Origin of the sequence: Bradyrhizobium sp. Ghvi, from assembly GCF_900115265.1 — a bacterium.
GTDB lineage: Bacteria > Pseudomonadota > Alphaproteobacteria > Rhizobiales > Xanthobacteraceae > Bradyrhizobium.
On record NZ_FOVU01000003.1, the window covers coordinates 626,746 to 644,607 of the forward strand.

The 17,862-nt window shown below is 61.7% G+C and carries 14 protein-coding genes and 2 pseudogenes; 11 read left to right on the plus strand and 5 right to left on the minus strand.

Features of this window, described 5'->3' with window-relative positions; all coding sequences use genetic code 11:
- Positions 1 to 144 precede the first annotated feature (144 nt).
- The 4 genes and pseudogenes from fdxA to BM374_RS14245 form a co-directional block, all read right to left on the minus strand.
- Positions 145 to 483 carry a ferredoxin FdxA gene (fdxA, locus tag BM374_RS14225; RefSeq protein WP_092293014.1) on the minus strand — a complete coding sequence of 113 codons (339 nt, stop codon included), beginning with the start codon at positions 481 to 483 and terminating at the stop codon, positions 145 to 147.
- A gap of 132 nt (positions 484 to 615) precedes the next feature.
- Positions 616 to 885, minus strand: a pseudogene (locus tag BM374_RS14230) (RNA-binding S4 domain-containing protein); the annotation flags it as partial.
- A gap of 12 nt (positions 886 to 897) precedes the next feature.
- Positions 898 to 4,245, minus strand: coding sequence for a helicase-related protein (locus BM374_RS14235; RefSeq protein ID WP_092293018.1), 3,348 nt, complete (start codon positions 4,243 to 4,245; stop codon positions 898 to 900).
- 583 nt (positions 4,246 to 4,828) lie between these two features.
- Positions 4,829 to 5,638 carry a DUF3108 domain-containing protein gene (locus BM374_RS14245; RefSeq protein WP_177248325.1) on the minus strand — a complete coding sequence of 270 codons (810 nt, stop codon included), beginning with the start codon at positions 5,636 to 5,638 and terminating at the stop codon, positions 4,829 to 4,831.
- A 538-nt stretch (positions 5,639 to 6,176) separates the two neighbouring features.
- Between BM374_RS14245 and rpmB the strand changes: the two genes are divergently transcribed.
- The 9 genes and pseudogenes from rpmB (at position 6,177) to ftsZ (ending at position 14,777) form a co-directional block, all read left to right on the plus strand.
- Entirely contained in the window at positions 6,177 to 6,482 is a 306-nt protein-coding gene (gene rpmB, locus BM374_RS14250) for a 50S ribosomal protein L28 (protein ID WP_092293024.1), read from the plus strand.
- A gap of 282 nt (positions 6,483 to 6,764) precedes the next feature.
- Positions 6,765 to 8,063, plus strand: coding sequence for an ATP-binding protein (locus BM374_RS40270; RefSeq protein ID WP_092293026.1), 1,299 nt, complete (start codon positions 6,765 to 6,767; stop codon positions 8,061 to 8,063).
- Positions 8,012 to 9,070 (plus strand): sensor histidine kinase, encoded by a 1,059-nt coding sequence (locus BM374_RS14260; protein ID WP_092293028.1) that lies wholly within the window; start codon positions 8,012 to 8,014, stop codon positions 9,068 to 9,070. Before BM374_RS40270 ends, BM374_RS14260 begins: the two co-directional genes overlap by 52 nt.
- Before the next feature lie 3 nt (positions 9,071 to 9,073).
- Positions 9,074 to 9,715 (plus strand): hypothetical protein, encoded by a 642-nt coding sequence (locus BM374_RS37865; protein WP_143270188.1) that lies wholly within the window; start codon positions 9,074 to 9,076, stop codon positions 9,713 to 9,715.
- Between the two features lie 481 nt (positions 9,716 to 10,196).
- Entirely contained in the window at positions 10,197 to 10,958 is a 762-nt protein-coding gene (locus BM374_RS14270) for a hypothetical protein (protein WP_143270189.1), read from the plus strand.
- A 191-nt stretch (positions 10,959 to 11,149) separates the two neighbouring features.
- Complete coding sequence (locus BM374_RS37870; RefSeq protein ID WP_143270190.1) at positions 11,150 to 12,436, plus strand: Eco57I restriction-modification methylase domain-containing protein; 1,287 nt, start codon at positions 11,150 to 11,152, stop codon at positions 12,434 to 12,436.
- 99 nt (positions 12,437 to 12,535) lie between these two features.
- A pseudogene (locus BM374_RS14280) lies at positions 12,536 to 12,706 on the plus strand (phospholipase effector Tle1 domain-containing protein); the annotation flags it as partial.
- Positions 12,707 to 12,855: 149 nt separating this feature from the next.
- Positions 12,856 to 13,371 carry a hypothetical protein gene (locus BM374_RS14285; protein ID WP_092293037.1) on the plus strand — a complete coding sequence of 172 codons (516 nt, stop codon included), beginning with the start codon at positions 12,856 to 12,858 and terminating at the stop codon, positions 13,369 to 13,371.
- 149 nt (positions 13,372 to 13,520) lie between these two features.
- Positions 13,521 to 14,777 (plus strand): cell division protein FtsZ, encoded by a 1,257-nt coding sequence (gene ftsZ, locus BM374_RS14290; RefSeq protein ID WP_092293039.1) that lies wholly within the window; start codon positions 13,521 to 13,523, stop codon positions 14,775 to 14,777.
- Positions 14,778 to 15,108: 331 nt separating this feature from the next.
- Here ftsZ and BM374_RS14295 read toward each other — a convergent pair whose 3' ends face one another.
- Positions 15,109 to 15,657, minus strand: coding sequence for a hypothetical protein (locus tag BM374_RS14295; protein ID WP_244552586.1), 549 nt, complete (start codon positions 15,655 to 15,657; stop codon positions 15,109 to 15,111).
- A gap of 300 nt (positions 15,658 to 15,957) precedes the next feature.
- On the opposite strand from BM374_RS14295, the gene BM374_RS14300 reads away from it, so the two are divergent.
- A complete protein-coding gene (locus tag BM374_RS14300) occupies positions 15,958 to 17,286 on the plus strand; it encodes a T6SS phospholipase effector Tle1-like catalytic domain-containing protein (RefSeq protein ID WP_092293042.1) in 1,329 nt (442 codons plus the stop codon).
- Between the two features lie 235 nt (positions 17,287 to 17,521).
- Positions 17,522 to 17,773, plus strand: coding sequence for a PilZ domain-containing protein (locus BM374_RS14305; RefSeq protein WP_083514210.1), 252 nt, complete (start codon positions 17,522 to 17,524; stop codon positions 17,771 to 17,773).
- Positions 17,774 to 17,862: the final 89 nt, after the last annotated feature.

Consider the following 17,862-nt stretch of genomic DNA (forward strand, 5'->3'; position numbering starts at 1 on the left):
GGAACCCAGAGGGGCCAACGGGCTGACGGGGTTCAGCTTAATGTGCCCAATATAGCACATTTCCCGCAAAAATCAATGATTTAGGGGTCTTTAGGTCTGGCTTCCGGCGGCAACGCCGCTATTAGGGTTAAGTTTGGGCCTTAATTAGTCTCCGGAGCCGGGGTTCGGAGAAAAATATTTCTCGAACTTACCTTCCATCCCGTCGAACTCCTTCGCATCGTCGGGTGATTCTTTCTTCTGGGTGATATTCGGCCAGCTCTTGGCGTACTCGGCATTGACCTGGAGCCACTTTTCCAACCCCGGTTCCGTATCCGGCTTGATGGCGTCAGCGGGGCATTCCGGCTCGCACACGCCGCAGTCGATGCACTCGTCCGGATGGATGACCAGCATGTTGTCACCCTCGTAGAAACAATCGACCGGGCAAACCTCGACGCAGTCGGTGTACTTGCACTTGATGCAGTTTTCAGTGACGACGTAAGTCATCCAACGCTCCGAAAAGCTCTTTTAAAAGTCGCGGCTTGCGTAGCGCGGATGGCTCCGCGCTGCAAGGTCGGGAAGCCCCGATCATGACGGCTTTATGTGTTTGATCGACCAAGAAATGAATATCAGACGCAACTAATTGCGCTTTGAGTCGCCGAGCTCCTCGTAGAGCACGCGCACCGAGGCGGCATCGCCGCGGCGCTCGTTGAAGCCGGTCACCTTCAGCACGCGCACACTGCGATCGAGCGCGATCGTGATGACGTCGCCGACCTTGATCGCATGGCCCGGCGATGTCTCGCGCGTGCCGTTGATGCGGACATGGCCGGACTCGACGAGCTCAGCGGCGGAGGTGCGCGCCTTCACCACCCGCGCGTGCCACAGCCATTTGTCGAGACGCTGCCGCTCGGTGGTCGTGGCTTACTCCTTCCGACCGGCGAGCTGCTCTTTCAGCGCGGCGAGCTTTGCGAACGGCGAGTTCGGGTCGGCCGGACGATCACGCTCACGCGGGTTGGCGCTCGAGGCGTAGGGACGCAGCGACGGCCCACCCTGGCGGTCGCGGCCCTTGTCGCGGTCGCGGCCCCTGTTGTCGCGGCCATTATCCCGATCGCCACCGAACTTCTTGTCGCGGTTACGATCCTTGTCGCGGTCCTTGCCCTGGAAACTGCGATTGCGGTCGTCGCGGCGCTCACCGCCCTCGGCACCTTCGCGGCCCTTGCGGAAATCTCTGCCGCCATCGCGGCGATGACCACCGTGACGATGGCGCTCTCCGCGCTTCTCGCCATCGGCGGATTGCGCGGCCTCGCCCTCGACGGGCGCACCGCCGGCCTCAGCACCCGCTTGCGGACGCTGATTGTTGTGGCGCTGATGGCGGTGGCGCTCGTGGCGCGGCTTGCGATCCTCGTGACGGCCGCCGGGGCGCCAGACCTCGACGAGCTCCGGCTCGGCGGGCGCGGCAACAGCTTCAACAGGGGCAGCTGCATCGGGAGAGGCAGCGGCTTCCGTTGCGGCGGTCTCAGCGGGCGCGGCTTCAGCGGCAGCCTCGGCGGGTGCAGCAGCCTCTTCCGCCGGCGGCGCGATGCCGGGGGCATCTTCGGGTGTGACGGGCGCTTCTGGCGAGGCTTCGAGCGCCGGCTCTTCACGAGCGGGCTCGTCGTGCGGCTCCATGCCGGGCGCGTCTTCGACGGTGACGGCTTCGATGGCGGCATCAGCGGGCGGTGCGGACTCCTCGATCGCTGGCGTCTCGGCGGACGCTTCCGCCGCGGGCGTCAACGCAGCAGCAGGCGCGGCGGGCTTGGGCGGCAACGGCGCGCGCTTCTCCATGCGATAGCCGAGCGCGCGCAGCACGGAGGCGAAATCCTCGCCGGCGGAGCCGGTGAGCGAGGTCATCGCCTGCGTCACCACGAAACCACGGCCGTCGAACGCGCCGGCGGGCTTTTCGCCGGGCGAATTCTCGCGCCAGGCCAGCGCCGGGCGGATCAGATCGGCCAGGCGCTCCAGGATATCGACGCGGACGGCGCGCTCGCCGGCCTGCTTGTAGCCGAGCACGCGATAGGCATCGCGCGGCAGGCTCTTGTCGACCGGGAACGAGGTGCGGCCGGACGAAGCCAGATGCTGCGCACCCGACAGCGCCGAGAGATCGACATTGTCCTGCTTCAAGGCCCACAGCAGCGCGGCAAGCGCGCGCGCAGCGGGCTTCAGGATGCCGGGGAAATAGATATGATAGGCGCCGAAGCGGACGCCGTATTTACGCAGCGTCGCGCGCGAGGGCTGGTCGAGATCCTTCAGCTCATTGGCAATCTTGGGCCGCTCGAGCACGCCGAGCGCCTCGACCAGCTGATAGGCGATGCCGCGGGCAATGCCGGTGACGTCCTCGGCCTTCGAGAGCTCGAACATCGGCCCGAGCAGCTTTTCGATATGGGTCTTGAGCCAGAGCTCGAGCCGCGCCTGCACCTTTTCGCGCGGCGCCCCCGTCAATCGCTCGTCCGAGATGATGCGAATGCGCGGATGCAGCGCGTCGTCTGCGGCGGACAGCCGCGCCACGGCATCGCCGGTCCAGCGGATGATGCCTTCCGAGGTCAGCACGAACTGATCGTCCGGCGCATTGCCCAGTTTTTCGGCGCGCGCATTGATCTCGCCGGCGAGCACCGCTTGCGCGGCAGCCTGCAAGGCTTTCGCATCGGAACCGGCTTCCGCCGCATCCGGTGCAAAGGTGAAGCCATCGAGGCGGCCGATGACATGGCCTTCGACGATAACTTCGCCGGTCTTGCCGATTTCCGTATTCAAGCTCGTGTTCTCCCGCAGGCGGCGCATCAATACACTGGTCCGGCGATCAACGAAACGCTCAGTCAAGCGTTCGTGGAGCGCATCCGACAATTTATTTTCGACCTCCCGCGTGACGCCCTGCCAGCGATCGGGGTCTTTCAGCCAGTCCGGGCGGTTGGCGACGAAGGTCCAGGTACGAATCTGCGCGATCCGGGCCGACAGCGTGTCGATGTCGCCATCGATGCGGTCGGCCTGGTCGACCTGGGCGGCGAACCAGGAATCGGGGACGCAGCCCTTCTGCATCAGGAAGCCGTAGAGCGTCGTCACCAGCTCGGCATGGGCCGCCGGCGACAGCTTCCGGTAATCGGGGACCTGGCAGGCCTCCCAGAGCCGCTCCACTGCCGCCTTGCCGTGCGCGATATCGCGCACCTCGACGTCGCGGGCGGCGTGGTCGAGCACGCGCATGTCTTCGGCGATCGGCGCCCGCGTCAAGGTCTCGTGGCCCGGGGGCAGGTTGAGCGAAACCTGGAGCGCGCCGAGCGAGGAGAAATCCAGCTTCGAGTTGCGCCATTGCAGCATCTTCACGGGATCGAAGATGTGGTTCTGCAGCGCATTCACCAGCTCGGGCTCGAACGGGGCGCAGCGGCCCGTGGTGCCGAAAGTGCCGTTGCGGGTGGCGCGGCCGGCGCGGCCGGCGACTTGCGCGAACTCGGCCGGCGTCAGGCGGCGGAACTGAAAACCGTCGAACTTGCGGTCGGAGGCGAAGGCGACGTGATCGACGTCGAGATTGAGGCCCATGCCGACGGCATCGGTGGCGACGAGATAATCGACGTCGCCGCTCTGGAACATCTCCACCTGCGCATTGCGCGTGCGTGGGCTGAGCGAGCCCAGCACCACGGCTGCACCGCCGTGCTGGCGCTTGATTAGCTCGGCGATGGCGTAGACCTCGTCGGCCGAGAAGGCGACGATCGCAGTCCGGCGCGGCTGGCGCGTGATCTTGCGGTCGCCGGCAAATTCGAGCTGCGACAGGCGGGGCCGCGTGATCATCGAGACGCCCGGCAGCAGCCGCTCGATGATCGGGCGCATCGTGGCGGCGCCCAGCAGCAGCGTCTCGTCGCGGCCGCGGCGGTTGAGGATGCGGTCGGTGAAGACGTGGCCGCGTTCGAGGTCGGCCGCGATCTGGATCTCGTCGACGGCGAGGAAGGAGACGTCGATGTCGCGCGGCATCGCCTCGACGGTCGAGACCCAGTAGCGCGGATGCTTCGGCTTGATCTTCTCCTCGCCCGTCACCAGCGCGACGGCCTCAGCGCCGACGCGGCCGACGATCTTGTTGTAGACCTCGCGCGCGAGCAGCCGCAGCGGCAGGCCGATCATGCCGCTCGAATGCGCGAGCATCCGTTCGATGGCGAGATGGGTCTTGCCGGTGTTGGTCGGCCCGAGCACCGCAGTGACGCCGGCGCCGGGCACCCGCTCGGAAGCGAAGGGGGAGGGAGGAAAGGCCATGTCTAGGTGATTAGGTAATGGCTAATGGGGCGAATGTCAGGGCTATCTGGGGCGGCGGGGGGTGCAGGCGCTCGACACCCGCGCAACTGTCTCACTTTGCGACGCTTTTCCTCATCCCCTTAAGCTTCGGAACGACTCCAGAACGAATCGCGGCCGAATCGCTGACTCCCCTGGGAGTCCCGTTCCGTTCACGCAACATGTCGCGGGACTCGTTTTGCGTGTGCACTAGATGGAGTTTTGAGCGATCGCACAAGCGACGATATGAGGGCGGATTTCGTTAAGTTGGGGATGGGCATGAGTCGAATCAGAATCGGGGAGGAGTCAAATGGATTCCGGGAAATGCGGGCAGCTGGACTCGATTTCGTGAAACAACCCCATGCACAGTAGCTAAGTCGTTGATATTGCTTGCACCACCTACCCTCCCCTGGAGGGGGAGGGTCGGCGACCGTTGAGCACAGCGAAATGGGCGACGGGGTGGGGTGATCTCTCCGCACGGGAGACTGCCCGCGGGGAGAGGTCACCCCACCCCGCTCGCGCTGCGCGCGATCGACCCTCCCCCTCCAGGGGAGGGTAAGAAGGCGCCCTACTGCGTCTTCGCCACCCGTGGCGGCTGGGCTGTGGTGATGAAGCTGGTGGCTTCCAGCATCGCCGGCCCCAGCGGCGTCGGCACTTTCAGCCAGAAGGGAACCAGGATGCGCGTGCCCGCGACCGGGGCGAGGGCGATCTCGATGTTGCGCTGGGCGGCGAGGTATTTGATCACGGGGCGATCGGGGATGTAGCCGGCGACGGGGACGAAATAGAGCGCGCAGACCACGACCGGGCCCCTGTAGCCCTTCTCGGCCTTCACCGTCTCCATGCGCTTGAAATCGAGCTTGAGCTCGTAGCGCATGCGGCCGTCGAAGATGGGCGCGCCGCCGTGGCAGGCCTCCGGCGACAGCGGATCGCCCGTGCCGGGCACGCGCACCAGCGAGGCCGTCATCGGATCGAACACGCCGCGGCGATGCGCGTCGGTGACGACGATGCGATCGGGATCGACAGGCGGCTCCGGAATGATGCCGAACTCCTTCACATTGCCCTTGTCGAGGGTGATGTGGATCTCTTCGGTCTTCTTCGAGGTGGTGGTGGAGGCCTGGTAGGCGGTCGCAACCAGCGCGCCATTGACGACGCGGCCCTGCGAGGCGCCGGTGCCGGAGCCGCCCGCGAAGGATTTCAGGATGCCGGTGGTGCCGCCGGAGGCCGCCGCCGAGAACACCTCGTCCTGGATATCGATGTTCCAGGCGCCGCGGCCGACCGGAATGCCTGATAGCGTCGCCTCATATTGCGCCTCGAGCTTGCCCTGCGCCGCGGCCGGCTGCGCCCCCCACGCCAGCACCAGGCCGCCGAGAGCGGCCAGCGCCAGCCTGCCGGCTGACCGCAGCCGGGGCGGAATGAGGGGGGTCGTGGGCACGAGACGATCCATCAGGAAAAGAAGCGGTTGTTACTTAAGCCTGTTACGGCGCCAAGCAATGCAAAAGGGGCGCGAAACGCGGGAACCCACCGGACTCTTCGGCGGCGATTGCGCCCTTTATGTGATGGTAAGGCATTTTAAACATTGCCGTTTTGGTGATTGGCCGGGCCCGGGCGGCGGGCTCCCTTACCTCTCCCATCGGGAGAGGTCGCGCCCCGGGCGATGCGAAGCATCGTCCCGTGCGCGGGTGAGGGGCTCAGGTCCCACGATGGCGCGAAACCCCTCACCCGGCGCTACGCGCCGACCTCTCCCGATGGGAGAGGTGTGGCACCGCCTCCGGAGCACGATCCCAGCCCAAAACCTTGACTACCCGCTCCTCTGCCCCTATACGTCCGCCCGCTCCCTGCAAGGACAGAGAATTTGCTCCCCCGTGGCGCCCCGAATGGCCGCCGCAGACTTGGGGGACAGGATAAGGATTTTTGCCATGTCTCGCCGCTGCGAACTGACGGCCAAGGGCCCCCTCGTCGGCCACAAGGTCAGCCACTCCAACATCAAGACCAAGCGCCGCTTCCTGCCGAACCTGGTCAACGTGACCTTCATCTCGGAAGCGCTGGGCCGCAACGTGCGCCTGCGCGTCTCCACCAACGCGGTGAAGAGCGTCGACCACAATGGCGGCTTAGACGCCTACCTGCTCAAGGCCAAGACCGACACCCTGTCGCCGCGCGCGGTCGAGCTGAAGCGCGCCATCGAAAAGAAGGTCGGCGACGCGCCGGTCAAGAAGGCCAGCTAAGCCAATTTCAGAAATGGGCGGGGGCTAAGTTGCGTCGCGTGGCGTAGGCTTAGCCGAGTAGAGTTTGTGTAACGGCCGGATCGGAAGATCCGGCCGTTTTTGTTTGTGGGGGAGTCTGAGCCGCGCAAAGAACGTTTGGTCGCGCTGCCCGCCGCAGCTATGTTTCGGAAAAGTGGATCAACTCCCGATCTCCAAGCTGGAATTCATCAACTCCGACCCCACACGGGGCGTTAATGTGTTTAAGACACACTAATTTCGACGCCGAGTCGAGAGCGACCTCTCATGACAACATTTTCAGTCGACACACACCTCTTCCGTGAGCTCGGGGAGCTGTTAGTTGGTCGCGATTCAACGGCCCTAGTCGAGCTTATCAAGAATGCATATGACGCTGACGCGACGCGCGTCGTTGTCTATGGGCAGTCCCTTTCGCATCCAGACAGGGGCTTCATTACCATCAGCGACAACGGAATCGGGATGTCGCGCTCGGAATTCGAAAGAGGATTTCTCACGATCGCCTCGCGAGTGAAAGACGACGCGACAAGGCGCTCGAAAGTCTTTGAGCGTCGATACACGGGACAAAAAGGCGTGGGCCGCCTTGCCGCGCACAAGCTAGCACGCATGCTTGAGGTCATTTCCGCTCGGTGGTCCGGGACGCCTCCCAACGGGGCGGATCAACTACCTGCCCGGGGCACCGGTATCGAAGTAAAAATTGATTGGGATGCGGTCGAAGCAAGCCGCACCCTAGACGAGGTCGATCATACCGACGCCATCGCTATCTCGGACGCTGACGGCGGCCGCAACGCTGGAACGACCATAACGCTCCGCCGCCTCCGCCGTCGCTGGACTCCTACCGAACATGGTCGTTTCCTAGAGGAGCTACAGGCCTTTCAACCTCCACCTCCCCTAGTCCGGCCTCTGCCGCGGAATGTCTCTTCCCGACTGCTATTCGATGCACCTCGAGTGCGAGATGTATCTGCAAAAGAGGGCGTTCACTTTTCAGTCGAGCTCGCCGGGGATCTCGCTCCTCCGGACGATTATTGGACTGCCATGGTCGAGGCGGCGCATTGGATCGTTGAGATCGACGCAAGCAGCCGAACAAAGGAAGTGAAATTCCTAGTCTCTCCGACGTCATCAACGAGCGAGGAACTGTCGGACGCTGTTCCGCGAGAATTCTCCATGCCCCATCCCTCTCCCAAAGAGGGCCCGTTCTTCCAAGCAAGAATCCTAAAGCGCACCGGAGTCGTAGTTAGAGGAGACGAACGACTGAAAAAGTGGGCAGGCCGATCCAGCGGGGTACGTATCTTTATGGAAGGCTTTCGCGTCCTTCCATACGGCGAACCCACGGATGATTGGCTTCAGCTCGATCGGGACACAGCTGAGCGCGGCCGGTGGTACATCGATCCCGAGTCTGACATCGGTTCACAGTTGAGCGCCGCTGAACGCGGGCCCGATGCGGGCCTAAATCACCTTCCGAATAAGCACTATTTTGCTCCGTGTTTCTTACAGAACGCAACGCGTCGAATTTGCGCATGCTCGTTAATCGTGAAGGGTTCATACCTAACCAGGCATTCGCCGATCTAACTGCCATCGTCAGAACCGGTATCGACCTATCCACTCGCGTCCAGATGGCCGCGAGCGCAAAGCGCAGAACTGATCGCAGAACGCAGCGCCGCGAGGCGACCGATCGCAAACCGGAATTTGCGTCTGCGACGCAAACAACAGAATTGCTCGTGCGCGAGGCGAAGACTCATGCGGCGAACGCACGGGCTTTGGTGTCATCGGGTCAGATCGAGTCTGCCAATACCGAATTCATGGCTGCATTATCTCAAGTCGATAACATCGCCGCTCACGCCGACCAAGCCTCCCATGAAATCGCAATGTTTCGAGTTTTGGCCTCGGTTGGGACACAGGTAGCCTCATTCATTCATGAAATAAATTCGCTGCTGGACATGGCTGCAGCAGTCGAAAAGACACTTCGTACCATTCTCGAGATGCAAGGCCTTCCAAAGGAGCACCGGCAGAAGCTCTCGTCCATGCAACGAGACGTCGGTGATTTAAAGCGCGCCATCGAGCGTCAAGCTTCCTACTTGGTCGACGTTGTTACGCCCGACGCAAAGCGTCGTCGCAGTCGCCAAATCCTTTCGGACCGATTCGATACAGGCGTGAAGCTCGTAGCTAACAGCGCAGACCGCCAGAGCATCAAGATCATCAACAAGATTCCCTCTGATCTTCGTTCACCTCCGATGTTTGCGGCTGAGCTAACAACCATTTTTTCGAATCTGCTTTCCAACGCGGTGAAGGCAGCGGGCTCAAAAGGTACCATACGGGCAACAGCACGGAAGGCCGCCAGCGGATCGATTCATCTTCGAGTAGAGAACACGGGAATCGCGGTCAAAGTGCGCGACCGCGAACGTTTCTTTCAACCGTTCGAGTCTACCACAACAACGGTCGACACAGTTCTTGGTCAAGGCATGGGACTTGGCCTCACGATCACCCGCGCAATGCTGGAAGAATATGGAGCGACGATTCGCTTCGTAGAACCAACGAGCGGCTTCGCAACAGCGCTAGAGATCGTTTTCCCGGAGTAATCTATGGCCTCAAGAAAAAGCTTCGTTTTGGTAATCGACGATCAAAACGGAATAACAACAAAGCGCCACTTGGAAGGTTTGGTGAATGTGATCGTACGTCATCCGAATGACGTGACAGAAGGGGACTTGAAGCGGTGCAATCTCGTCCTTGTTGACTTCAAGCTCGACGAATGGCCCGAGCGTAACGATCAAAGCACTCCCTCGCTGATGCCTCAAACCGGCATAGCACTGATTGCCGTACTTCGATCTAACTTATCCCGATTGAGAGCCGCACCCACAGCCTTCGCACTAAACTCCGGCCTTTTGAGCGATCTGTCGAACGGTGGAGAATGGGAAGGACGAGAGCATGCGATCGCCAAATCAATCGACCTAGAGTGGGTTTTTGCGAAAACATCCAACCGCCCCCAATTTGCGCGTGGTGTGAAATCATTGACCGAAGCGGTTGCTGCATTGCCTGCGAAGTGGCCGGCAGCAAGCAAGACTAAGGACCAAATTCTAAAGCTCCTTTCACTCTCAACCAGGGTGAGATGGAGGCAATCAGCGATTGATGCAATCGACCGTTCCCACCCTCCACATGAAATCTTGATCGGAAATAGCTCGGGCATCGCTGTCCTTCGATGGCTACTGCATGTCATCTTGCCCTAGCCAACCTTCTTGCTCGATCAGAGATATCTTTCTGCCCGCCTGTTGATAGAACCGAACTCGCTCTCCGAGCTACTCGCAGGCCCGACCGGCGTAAGGATTCGAAAAGCCCTAAGCCCATACGAATATCGCGGCATCCTCTCAGATTTTGCGGGGATTCGATGGTGGAGAGCGGGGCTAGAATACTTCCTGTGGGAGAACACTGGAGGGCGTCCGTTTGATCGCGACGCCATCGAGAAACTTGTTCGTTCGCGCCTCTCTTCCAAAGCAACATTCACCGATTTGCGCGACCCAGTCGTTTCAATAGACGATCAGCTTCGTCCTTGCGACGTGCTTATTAGCCTCCAATCCGCAATCGAAGCCAAACCAGACGGATGGCCTCCATTCGCAGACAGCGCTTGGGTATCGGCTGCCTCGGCAGACGAACCCAACTTCGTAGCCATAGTACCACAAAGCCAACAAAACAGGCTGTAGCTGCGCTCCAATGAGTGGACTTCGATTTTCATTTCAAGAAATGCTAGATGAAATTAGTTCGTTCGCGGGACTGGCGAACGGCTTCATCACCCCTCAATCAAGTTTGCTTCTTTTTCAATTCCGAAGCCAACTGGAAGGCTATCGCAACAGCACAACAGCGAGCGGATTCGACTGGGAGATCGAGGAGATCAATCCACTGCAAACAATTCCCACGAAGGATTATGAGCCCGGAGGAGGAGGAGCGGCCTTGCTGGTGGGCGAGATAACTTCAAAATGGCGAATTAAGAAGGAAGCTCCCAAAAAGAAAAGCATGGCGTCGCAACATTTCCAACTCCTTGGTCTTGCCTCGACAAGAGTCCGGATCAGAACAACAGGCTCGAATACCGAGGCTCCGAAGGAAATAGCGATGTGGCGCATGGAATTGGGAGACAGCAAATCTCCTGGTTGTTACTTCCACACGCAGATCCTCGGGCAGTCCGACGACCCACCGTTTCCAAAGTCGCTACCGGTGCCTCGGTTACCTATTCTGGTAATGACGCCTCTTGCAGTGGCGGAGTTCATGCTGGGAGAACTCTTTCAGGATCAATGGGAACCGCACACAGCGAGAACGGTTCCGCATCTAAACCGTTGGGCTCCTATTCAACACGAGCGATTTAACCGCCTACTTGATTGGAAGAAGAGCTTGCTGAAGGGGAGCGTTGGCACACCTTGGTCGTCGCTTAAAAAAGGGCAACCAGACACCGACCTGTTCATTCCGGGTAAGAAGAAATGAGCGGAATCAGTGTCCCAAGTTCTTGCGTCGTTCAAACGCCGCCTGCCGTTGCGAGCGCTATGGTCACGGCACTAGGGCAATTCGAGGGAGCCCGTTGGCTCGAGCCCTGCGTTGGGCAGGGATCTCTTTTGCGCGCAGTTTCGAGTCTCGGTGTAAGCAGGAGCGACATCGTCGGACTGGACATCGATTCGATGCAGGGTCCTTCAGATCATCTTGGGCAGATAAGCCGCGGTGTCGAATTTCTCTCGTGGGCTCGCTCGACCTCGCAACGCTTTGATAGAATTGTGGCCAACCCGCCATATATCGCGATCGAGCGGCTTCATCCGGAAATCAAGAGTGCGGCCCTATCAACGGCGCTAGATCATGATGTGCAAATTACTGCGAACGGAAACGCTTGGTATGCGTTTTTATGTGCCGCAATCACTCTCCTGAAGCCGAATGGGAGTCTTTGCTTCCTTCTTCCGGCAGCGTGGGACTTCGCTAACTATGCAGCGCCACTTCGACGCTCAATATCTGCATACTTTTCGGCAGTAGAAATCTATAGAACGAAAGATCCGATCTTCCGCGCGGAGGATGTTCAAGATGGGTCGATCGTCCTTATTGCTAGAGGCCGCCGGCAACGGCAAGCAAACGGAACTACATCCCGAGCTGAGGTTGCGTCTACGGACGAGTTGATCAACGTCTTAGCTTCGCCAGATCGAGGCGAGACGCTGCACTTGCAATCCGATGCAACCACCGCTTCGGGCGAGGATTCTCACCAGCGCTGCCGTCTGGGGGACCTAATTGCGATTCGCCTCGGTGTAGTCACCGGCGATACGTCGTACTTCCTTCTCACGGAAAGTCGCCGGAGAGAGCTTGGGTTGCCTCGATCGTCAGTCACCCCCGTACTCTCTCGTGCGCGGCACTTAGTAACATCAAGAATGACGAAGGCTCAGTGGGAAAAGCTAAGGAATTCTGACGAGCGGGTTTGGCTTTTTACGCCAACAGCTCAAGCTATGAAAACTCCAGCCGTCAAGGCGTACCTGAGCTACGGCCGGAAGGGCGGCTGCAATATGACGAATCACAAGATCTCCACGCGACGTTCGTGGCACAAACTCTCGGCCCCGACCAATTGCGACGCCTTCTTGAGTGGGATGTCAACTTCCTTGCCTTGGCTCTCATTTCGAGAGATGGCAGCGCTAACCGCTACCAATACCCTGTATACGGTGAAGTTTGTCGACCGGGATCTCGACGAAAAAAGGAAGATCGCGATCGGAATGTCTATGATTACGTCAAGTGCCAGAAATCAGTTGCGCCATCGCGGCCGCTCGTATGCCGCCGGCTTACTGAAGCATGAACCGTGCGATTTACTCGAAATCGAGGTCCCTACATTGGACTACAACACCGTTTCCTGGGGAGTTTATCGCGAAGCCATCGCAGCTCTATTAAAGGGGGACGAGAAAACTGCGCAGTCGATAGCAGATCGATACATTAAGTAGGCAAAGACACGGGAAGCACTCTCGCGGGCTAGTTGCTGCTATCAGCTCACGCATTTTCCGCTATACTCGCCCCGGTAGCATCACCCGGAGGGGCATCCCATGGAGCATTCAGCCAGCCTGGCCCCCAAAAACCTCGTCATCTGTTGTGACGGCACCGGCTACGAGATTTCCGAGAACATTTCCAACGTCCTGAAGCTGTATCGCTGCCTGCGCAAGACCGAGAAGACGCAGCTGCGGCAGATGGTGCCCTCCGATCCCCGGGTCGGCTCTCCGATCCCGGGATCGGCAGGGTGACGCTATCCGTAAACATACCCATCGCATGTTAACCATGCATTAACCAACGCAGCCTAGCCTGCTGTCATCGTCCAGCCATCATTAGCCCGAAATGCCCTTCCCGGTTCGCTCCAGGAGAAGCGCCGATGCCTGTTGCGTTGTTGACGTATGCCGATCTGGGTGCCCGCCTCAATATCTCGCGCGAGGCCGCGCGGTCGCTGGCGAGACGTCGCCGCCTGCCGCGCTCGCGCTCGGATGACGGCAAGGCCCTGGTGAGGGTTGATTTCTCCGAGCTGCGCTACACGCCCCGCCCGCGAACGGGCCGCCGGGCAAACCCCATCGATGTTTCCATCGCAAGGATCGAGGCCATCAAGACCGAGGCCTTCAAGGCGGAGATCGCGCGGCTCGAAGACGTCGCAACCGCCTACAGGGCCGTGTTCGAGCGCGAGCGTGAGCGCGCCGAGCGCCTCGCGGTCGAGCTGCAGCAGGCGAGCGCCGAGGCGACGGCCGCCACTGCGTGGGCGGCACGGCTGGAAGACGACATGGCGGCGCTGCGGACCGATCGCCGCCCGGGCGGCTCGCTCGCGGGATACGCCGCGCGTCGCCTGGGACATCTGGCCGCTGCCATCGTCAAAGCGGACCGCGCGGCTAGAGCGCGATGAGATCAGGATGAATCGTCATCGCGCTCTAGGTTTTTTGTTCGAGCATGATCTTTTCGGAAAACCGCTTCGCACTTTTCCGGATCATGCTTGCAGTTAGCACTCGAGACTTTCTTCAATCCCCGGCTTGCCGGACTAAACGCGAGGGAAACATGGCTGGGAATACCGACATTCACGAAATGAAAGCCCGCATCGTCGTGTTCGGCGTCGGCGGCGCCGGCGGCAATGCCGTGAACAACATGATCACGGCCGGGCTCGAGGGCGTCGAGTTCGTCGTCGCCAATACCGACGCGCAGGCGCTGGCGATGTCGAAGGCGCGGCGACTGATCCAGCTCGGCACCAAGGTGACCGCGGGCCTCGGCGCCGGCTCGCAGCCGGAACTGGGACGCGCCGCGGCCGAAGAGGCGATCGATACGATCCGCGATCAATTGCGTGGGGCACACATGGTGTTCGTGACGGCCGGCATGGGGGGCGGCACCGGCACCGGGGCCGCACCCGTCGTCGCCAGGATCGCGCGCGAGCTCGGCATTCTCACCATCGGCGTGGTCACCAAGCCGTTCTACTTCGAGGGCCAGCGCCGCATGCGCTTTGCCGAAGCCGGCATCGAGGAGCTGCTGAAGACGGTCGACACCCTCCTGATCATCCCGAACCAGAACCTGTTCCGGGTGGCCAGCGAAAAGACCACATTCGCCGATGCCTTCGCCCTGGCCGACCAGGTGCTGTATTCGGGCGTCGCCTGCATCAGCGACCTCATCGTCAAGGAAGGCCTGATCAATCTCGATTTTGCCGACGTCCTCTCCGTCATGAAGGAGAAGGGCAAGGCCATGATGGGACGGGGCGAGGCTTCGGGCGAGAAGCGCGTGCTCGCCGCCGCCGTGGCCGCGATCTCCAATCCGCTGATCGAGAATCCCTCGATCAAGCGCGCCAGCGGCCTCATCATCTCCATCACCGGCGGCAAGGATCTCATGCTGTACGAAGTCGACGAAGCCGCGACCCGGATTCGCGACGAGGCCGACCCGGACGCCAACATCATCGTCGGCGCGTCGTTTGACGAAAGCTTAGAGGGCATCGTCCGCGTCTCCGTGGTGGCGACCGGGATCGACAATCTCGACGCGGCGCAGGCGCAGCCGGTGGAAACCGCCCTCGCCCAGCTCGCCGGAAGGCTGCGCACTGACGGCCGGCGCATCGCCGATCGCATCGAGCGCAGCGCACCCCTTCCGCAAGTGGAAAGCCCGCCGCTCCGCCCGCAACCGCGTCACCCCGTGGGTCCACCGGCAAGGCCGGGCCTGGACACTGCGCGCCACGCGGCGATCCAGCCGCTCGATCCCTACGGCCGCGCCCCTGCGCGCAATGCGCCCGACGAGGCCGTTCTCGATATCCCGGCCTTCCTGCGCCGCGCCGCCAATTGAGGGGGCAGGAGCCGGGGTCGCCCGGCCCCGATGCCGGACATGGACCGCCGCGACGCGACTCCAAAATGTGATGAAATCAGGTTCGGTCGGCCGTCTCTGGTTCACCTCTCCCCAGCGGGGAGAGGTCGGACTGCGCTTGGCGATGCGAAGCATCGTCCAAAGCAATCCGGGTGAGGAGCCGCAGCGCCCAGTGAGACTGTAGCCCCTCACCCGGATCGCATCTTTCGATGCGATCCGACCTCTCCCTACGGGAGAGGTGATCTGAGTTCTCGGCTCGCATCGATTCAGCCAAAAGCCATCCCGCTTTAGAGCTGCGCAGCGCGCCGCTGCTTCATGCCGCCGTGCTGCGCGGGCTCTCGGCGGCTTCCTTCTTGTCCGCCTCCTTGTCACGGGACAGCCATGCCGGGAAGCGAAGCAGGCGCTCGTTGGTGTCTTTCGGCAGCTCGACAGGCGGCGCTTCATTGGGCGGACTCGGCAGGTCCAACACGGCCTGTCCTGCTCGCACCGTATCCGCGCGCTGATCCAGTTCGCGCAACAGGGGATCGAGCACGCTGTCGATCTCGCTCGCCACCGAGACCAGGAAACTATTGAGCTCGCGCGCCTCGGGCACCACGGCCGTCGCCTGGTCGATCGCCCTGGAGAGACCGTCGACGACAGGGGCAAACGCGCCGGCGGCTTGCCTGATTCGGGTCTTGATCGCTTCGATCTCGCCCAGGATGCGCTCACGCTCCCGCCGTTTCTTCTCCTCGATGAGGCGCGCTTCGATTTCGGCGATCTGGGCCGCCAGGGTCGTGGCTTCGGATGCGAGTGCATCGCGTCTTCCGCGCGCGCGATCGAGATCGCGGCTGAGATGGTCCACTAAGTCGTCCTTTCCGAACATGGCTTTGCTCCGTAGGACAGGCGTTTTGCCCTGTAGGACGGCCCTGGCGCGTACCGCCAGCTTGGCTACCGACCGGATAACCGGATCAGCCGAAACAGGCATCAACTTCAGTCGCGTCACATGGGCCGACATGGTGATCCCCCCATCGTCAACATTAGGCGACCGCATGGTTAACGGATGGTTAATATCAACAACCGTACTGCCACTGGGGGCATCACGCCGCCGGTGCCGCCTTCGTCTCCGCGCTGCCATCCATTTCCGCTATACTCGCCCCGGTAGCATCACCCGGAGGCGCATCCCATGGAGCACGCAGCCAAAGCCGAACCCAAGAACCTCGTCATCTGCTGTGACGGCACCGGCAACGAGATCTCGGAGAACATCTCCAACGTCCTGAAGCTCTATCGCTGCCTGCGCAAGTCCGAGAAGACGCAGCCGCGGCAGATGGTGTTTTACGATCCCGGGGTCGGCACGGTGACGGAGCCGTCGACCTGGAACAGGTGGAAGGCCAACATCCGCCTGGTGCTGGGGCTCGCCACCGGCTACGGGCTCGATGACAACGTGCTGTCGGCCTATTGCTTCCTGGTCGAGCATTATGCGCCCGGCGACAAGATCTACCTGTTCGGGTTTTCGCGCGGGGCCTACACCGTGCGCGTGCTGGCGGGGCTGATCCACAAGGTGGGCCTGATCTCGCCGGAGCAGGTGAACCTCGCAGGCTCGGGCCTTGTCGCCTACAAGCAATATTCCGGCACCGGGCATGGCAACGACATCGAGGACCTCAAGGATATCGCCGTCGACGAGCAGGGGCCGCTGCCCAAGGACGCATTCGATCTCGCCGCGCAGTTCGCGCGCATCACCTCGACGCGCTGGCCGACCATCCACTTCATCGGCGTCTGGGACACGGTGGCGAGCGTGATCGTGCCGCGGCGCGACGTGTTCTTCCTGGTGTTCAGCCTGGAGGAGCTCGCCTTCACGCTGCGCAATCCCAGCGTCAACATCTTCCGCCAGGCGATCGCGATCGACGAGCGGCGCTGCATGTTCCGCCTGAAAGCGTATGAAGAGCCGCAGGAATACTGGAGCAACCGCTATGTGCCCGACGAGAAGAAGGTGGCGCAGGACATTCTGCAGGTTTGGTTCGCCGGCGTGCATTGCGACGTCGGCGGCGGCTATCCGGAAGCCGAGAGCGCGGAGTCGAAATATCCGCTGATCTGGATGATCGAGGAGGCGACCAAAGCGGGGCTGAACTTCAACCCGGCAACCGTGAAGCAGCTCGCCTGGGGCATCCAGCGCAAGAACTCGCCGTTTCAATATGTCGCGCCTGCCTACACCGGCGAGGCGGGGCGCTTGCACGATTCGATGAGCGCGGCCTGGCGCGTGCTGGAATATTTGCCGAAGAGCGCAAAGTACAAGGAATGGCCTGACAGGAAGGTGGTGGCGGGTTTCTACATCCCGGATTGCGAGCCGCGCGTCATCGGCGAAGGCGCGCATGTGCATGAGAGTGTGTTGAAGCGGATGGCGGTGGATGCGAGCTATCGGCCGGTGAACATGCCGAAGACGTACGTGACCGTGCCGATGCCAGTGCCGCCGGGGGTGGACCTGGCGGCGGGCGGGGAGGCGGTCGTGACGGCGTGATGCAGCGCGCTCGCGCCACACAACCGCTGTCATCCCTGCGTTCGCAGAAACGACGGCTGCGTTTGAGGCTGCGGCAGAGCCCCTCACCACCGCCGCCCTCACCCTGCTACCTCCACCTTCTCCGCCGGCCGCTACTTTTCATTAAAATTCTCCCGCCCGCTTTAGCGTGATCGCATCACCTCGTGGGCATGATGGGAACCCGACCGGAGAGAAGACCAGCGGAGTTGGAGGAGACGTGCCGCAATTTCCCCGCAGATTTGCCCGCGTGAAACCCTCAGGCCTGGTGTCGCGTCAGGCCAAGATCATCACCGACCCGCGCGCGCCGGTCATCCCCTGCACGCTGATCGACTATTCGCCCGGCGGGGCCTGCGTCGATCTCGGCGGGCAAGTGAAGATTCCCGACCGCTTCGAGCTGCTACACGTGAACACGAAGAAACGCTGCCGGATCGCCTGGAAGCGCGGCACGCGGGTAGGCGTGGTGTTCTGAGGGCGGCGGTCGCGGGACTAACTTTCATCATCGTGAGTCGAGAGACGTAGCCAGCACTCCGCTCGGCTCCCTCCCCCCTTGTGGGGGAG

Bases quoted from the DNA above. Each gene is read 5' to 3' on its own strand.
- BM374_RS14295 (WP_244552586.1), bottom strand. From the start codon at position 15,657: ATGTTCGGAAAGGACGACTTAGTGGACCATCTCAGCCGCGATCTCGAT.
- rpmB (WP_092293024.1), top strand. From the start codon at position 6,177: ATGTCTCGCCGCTGCGAACTGACGGCCAAGGGCCCCCTCGTCGGCCAC.
- BM374_RS37870 (WP_143270190.1), top strand. From the start codon at position 11,150: ATGCAGGGTCCTTCAGATCATCTTGGGCAGATAAGCCGCGGTGTCGAA.
- BM374_RS14285 (WP_092293037.1), top strand. From the start codon at position 12,856: ATGCCTGTTGCGTTGTTGACGTATGCCGATCTGGGTGCCCGCCTCAAT.
- BM374_RS14260 (WP_092293028.1), top strand. From the start codon at position 8,012: ATGCTCGTTAATCGTGAAGGGTTCATACCTAACCAGGCATTCGCCGAT.
- BM374_RS14235 (WP_092293018.1), bottom strand. From the start codon at position 4,245: ATGGCCTTTCCTCCCTCCCCCTTCGCTTCCGAGCGGGTGCCCGGCGCC.
- fdxA (WP_092293014.1), bottom strand. From the start codon at position 483: ATGACTTACGTCGTCACTGAAAACTGCATCAAGTGCAAGTACACCGAC.
- ftsZ (WP_092293039.1), top strand. From the start codon at position 13,521: ATGGCTGGGAATACCGACATTCACGAAATGAAAGCCCGCATCGTCGTG.
- BM374_RS37865 (WP_143270188.1), top strand. From the start codon at position 9,074: ATGGCCTCAAGAAAAAGCTTCGTTTTGGTAATCGACGATCAAAACGGA.
- BM374_RS14300 (WP_092293042.1), top strand. From the start codon at position 15,958: ATGGAGCACGCAGCCAAAGCCGAACCCAAGAACCTCGTCATCTGCTGT.
- BM374_RS40270 (WP_092293026.1), top strand. From the start codon at position 6,765: ATGACAACATTTTCAGTCGACACACACCTCTTCCGTGAGCTCGGGGAG.
- BM374_RS14270 (WP_143270189.1), top strand. From the start codon at position 10,197: ATGAGTGGACTTCGATTTTCATTTCAAGAAATGCTAGATGAAATTAGT.